The sequence below is a fragment of the Curtobacterium sp. B18 genome (genome assembly GCF_000333375.1).
GTDB lineage: Bacteria > Actinomycetota > Actinomycetes > Actinomycetales > Microbacteriaceae > Curtobacterium.
The window spans coordinates 1-1,984 of record NZ_BACZ01000676.1 but is presented as its reverse complement, the minus strand read 5'-3'; the positions used below and the strand labels follow the sequence as shown (position 1 = coordinate 1,984).

At 72.4% G+C, this 1,984-nt stretch carries 1 protein-coding gene; it reads right to left on the bottom strand.

The window, feature by feature from the left end; translation table 11 throughout:
* On the bottom strand, positions 1 to 1,984 hold a 1,984-nt coding region (locus I5E_RS18065), incomplete at both ends, for a DNA gyrase subunit A (RefSeq protein WP_022908224.1).

Genomic DNA, 1,984 nt, shown 5'->3' with positions numbered 1-1,984 from the left:
GGGGAGCGATGCCCGCCCAGCCACGGTCAGCCCGTCCTCGCCCTTGAGGAACGCGTGCGCCCGCACGCCCTGGGTGGCACGGCCCTTCGCCGGGAACTCCGACAGGGCCGAGACCTTCGCGCGCCCGGTGTCCGTGCCGGGCAGCGCCGAGGAGGACGCCGAGACGGTGGCGACCACGGCGTCGTCGGAGCGGGCGACGGACCCGAACCAGATCACCGAGGCGCCGGCGGCGAGTGCGACGCCGGCGACCCCACCGGCGGGCAGCCCCTGCGCGCGGACGCCCGAGGCCGGGAACCGCAGCAGCTGCGCGTTGGACGTGATGAACACGAGGTCGTCGGACTCCGGCGCCTGGGCGGCACCGACCACCGCGTCGCCGGGCTTCAGGCCGATCGCGGGGAAGTCGGGCTTGTCCGGCCACGCCCCGGGGACGACCCGCTTCACGACGCCCTGCACGGTACCGATCGCGAGGGAGTCCGACGAGGCTCCGGACAGGTCGACGAGCGCCACGACGGTCTCGCCGCGGGCGATGCCGAGGAAGTCCGTCACCCGGACCCCGGCGTCGAGCCGGACCGCGGCGGGCGGCACGGCGGGGACGTCGACGGGCGAGAGCCGGATCACGCGGCCGGTCGAGGTGAGGGCACCGACCTGACCGCGGACCGAGCTGACCACCGACGACAGGACGGCGTCGTGCTTGGACCGCTTCGGCACCCGGACGATCCCGAGCTCGGAGGTCGGGATGTCGACGCGGATGAGTCGCCCGGTGGTCGAGAGCAGCACGCGGCACGGGGCGTCGGCGATCTGCAGCGACTCGGGGTCGACCGCGGCCTTGCGCCCACCCTTGACCGGGGCGTCGGCCTCGGTGAGGAGGGTCCGGCGCGGGGTGGCGAACCGGTCCGACACCTCGGTGAGCTCGAGCGCCACCTGGGCGCGCATCCGCTCGTCGGAGGCCAGGAGTTCCTCGAGCGCGGCGATGTCGGCGAGCAGCTGGTCGCGCTCGCCCTCGAGCTCGAGGCGCGAGAACTTCGTCAGCCGGCGGAGCCGGAGCTCGAGGATGTACTCGGCCTGCACCTCGGACAGGTCGAAGACGGTCTGCAGTCGGGACCGCGCTGCCTCGGAGTCGTCCGAGGAGCGGATGACCTCGATGACCTCGTCGATGTCGAGGATCGCGACGAGCAGGCCCTCGACGAGGTGCAGGCGTTCGCGGCGACGTGCCAGCCGGTACTCGGACCGGCGGGTGACGACCGACAGACGGTGCTGCACGTACACGTCGAGCAGCTCGCGCAGCCCGAGGGTGCGCGGCGACCCGCCGACGAGGGCGACGTTGTTGATGCCGAAGCCGTCCTCGAGCGGGGTGTGCTTGTACAGCTGCTCGAGCACGGCGGTCGGGTTGAAGCCGCTCTTGATGCCGATGACGAGTCGCAGCCCGTGGTTGCGGTCGGTCAGGTCGTTCACGTCGGAGATGCCGACGAGCTTCTTCGACTGGACCCCGTCCTTGATCTTCTCGATCACGCGCTCCGGGCCGACCAGGTAGGGGAGCTCGGTGACGACGAGCCCGACCTTGCGCGGCGTCAGGTTCTCGACGCTCACCTTCGCGCGCGTCCGGAACGAGCCGCGCCCGCTGGCGTAGGCGTCCCGCACGCCGGACAGCCCGACGATGGTGCCGCCGGAGGGCAGGTCGGGACCGGGGACGAACTCCATCAGCTCGTCGAGGGTGGCCTGCGGGTGCATGAGGAGGTGCTTCGCCGCCTCGACGACCTCGCCGAGGTTGTGCGGCGCCATGTTCGTCGCCATGCCGACCGCGATGCCGGACGCGCCGTTGACGAGCAGGTTCGGGAACGCCGCCGGCAGCACGCCGGGCTGCATGATCTGGTTGTCGTAGTTCGGGACGAAGTCGACGACGTCCTCGCCGAGGCCCTCGGTCATGGCCATCGACGGTTCGGCCAGCCTGGCCTCGGTGTAGCGGGCGGCGGCGGGGCCGTCGTCG